We start from the raw sequence: 1,947 nt of genomic DNA, 5'->3' as shown, positions 1-1,947 counted from the left end.
AGCGAATGAAAGGGACATCCCCGTCCCTAGCTGGGTGCCAACGGGATGACCGGCAGAGATAGTCGGCAAGTGGTGCCAGGGCATGACTTTGTGAATGGTCGCCAATTGGCCGCATGGCTGAGTTTGGTCGAACGAATGGTTAGGCGCCGGTGTTTGTGCGCTTAAGCTTGTTTGTAATGTAAACAATTGATGATGCCGAAAAATCAAGAAAGAAGTTTGCCTCTGCCTTTGTCAATTTCGATTCCTCAGTTCCACCATGTCTAACAAAATCTTTGTTGCTGGTATATCCATAGGCTTGACTTACTAAGCGCTCAATATCTGGGTCAAGCTTTGCCTGCTTGATGATCTTGCCCAGAGTTCCATTGGGCTCCCGCAAAAGCACCATTAAACAAGATTCTACGGCACTGATTGATTCCTTGATGGAGTTCTCGTAGTCTGGTGGTTTGGAGACAATGAAGTTTTTTGCTTTTAGCCACTGAGTGCGAACAGGCGATAGTTCGTCTGTGAGTACGTCATTTGCCTTAGTCCAATTCTTTGGACTTGGAAAATGGCGTTCTACTCGCTTTAGATCTAGTAGAACGTCCGAATACAATTCTTCCACATAGGCTCTCCGTTCTGCATATTTCTTCATATCCTGAAGTTTGCAGTGAGCGTAGAACACCTCCAACGATTTGTGTGGATTTGGGTTTTCGTACTTTGCTTTCTCAAGTTCTATAGTTATGTCCGCGTAGAGTTCGCGATATACGCGCGGTTGATCACTAGTACGTCCATCGGTCACAAACGCGACCATCAGGGCTTGAAGCTCTTGAATTTTTGAACCGAGTTCTTTGGCGAGCTTTGCGTCCACTCTGTCTCCACGACACCTAATGAATTAAAGAGACATCCCATCCCGAGTCGAGTGCCTACGGGATGGCCGGTAGGGATAGTCGGCAAGTGGTGCCACGATTGAGTTGCGAAACATCAACGTGTTACCTATTGGAAGGAGATGTCCAAGAATATTTTCGCCTTGCACGGCGTGGACGGTGCAGAGTGCTGCTGTCTGGTGCGGTCTTCGGTACGCAGAGATCAATTAATAGAGAGTATTGCGAAATTGCTTTCATGCACTATTAGCATGGAGGCCTGCTCGGGTGCCAATTACTGGATACGGCAATTTATAAAGTTTTGACATGCCGTCAGAGTCATGGTTCCGAAAACTTTGGCGCCTTATCGGATGAGCAGAAAGCGTGGCAAAAACGACGCAGCCGATGCAGCGGCGTTTTTTGGGGTGGCGGAAATAAATTTGTCAGGTGCAACGGCAAGTTAGGCATTTATGATGTCGAATAATTATGGAATTTAATAGGAATTTCGTAAAATGATACATTCGTGTTCGAATGTGCGGTTGAAAGCCAAGTTATGGGCCCACTGCAAAACGCACATTCCTATAAAGAAGCTTGAACATAGTCGAACTCCCAGTTTGCAATTCCCTCGCAGCCAGATCTTAAATAGTCGTAAGGGACTGGGATCGTAGGGTCTGCCATCAAATTCATTCTATCGATGGCTTCTCGTTTAAGTTCTTTGCTTAATTGGTCCCACCATGAAATTCGAATTGCATGATTTTCGCAGCATGAGAGAGAGAAGCGGAGCAGTATATCTTGAGGTCTTTCACCGGAGTGAATTCCCGCCGCTAGCGAGCCTAAAAGAGGAATGCATGTTTTGCTGCTTGATTCGTGCCAGGCAAAACAAAATGCCCAACCGTTCGGTGTTGGTGCTGTAAAGAAAGTTATCAAGTCCAGCGGACGGGTTCGTTCACCGAGGTTTTGGAGGAATTTTCCCTGAAAACTGTAATCTGGGTAGAGCAAGCCAGATAGCTGGATGTTGCACGGAGCTGACGAGGTGAAATAGGTGTACTCAAATTGCTCGTGGTCCTCGACTGATAAGGCTTGATCGTAGAGTGATTTGTGATATTTT

The 1,947-nt window shown here is 46.5% G+C and carries 2 protein-coding genes and 1 pseudogene; 1 reads left to right on the top strand and 2 read right to left on the bottom strand.

Annotated features, from left to right (window positions below; genetic code table 11):
- Window positions 1-139: 139 nt before the first annotated feature.
- A complete protein-coding gene (locus tag ALA01S_RS33805) occupies window positions 140-847 on the bottom strand; it encodes a hypothetical protein (RefSeq protein WP_157119435.1) in 708 nt (235 codons plus the stop codon).
- A gap of 138 nt (window positions 848-985) precedes the next feature.
- Between ALA01S_RS33805 and ALA01S_RS35120 the strand changes: the two are divergent.
- Window positions 986-1,255 (top strand): annotated as a pseudogene (locus ALA01S_RS35120) (IS110 family transposase); the annotation flags it as partial.
- Between the two features lie 163 nt (window positions 1,256-1,418).
- Here ALA01S_RS35120 and ALA01S_RS34240 read toward each other — a convergent pair.
- On the bottom strand, window positions 1,419-1,947 hold a 529-nt coding region (locus tag ALA01S_RS34240), incomplete at its 5' end, for a hypothetical protein (protein WP_218011561.1).

Origin of the sequence: Azohydromonas lata NBRC 102462 (genome assembly GCF_001571085.1) — a bacterium.
Classification (GTDB): Bacteria; Pseudomonadota; Gammaproteobacteria; order Burkholderiales; family Burkholderiaceae_C; genus Azohydromonas; species Azohydromonas lata.
This window is presented reverse-complemented; position numbering and strand designations above follow the sequence as displayed.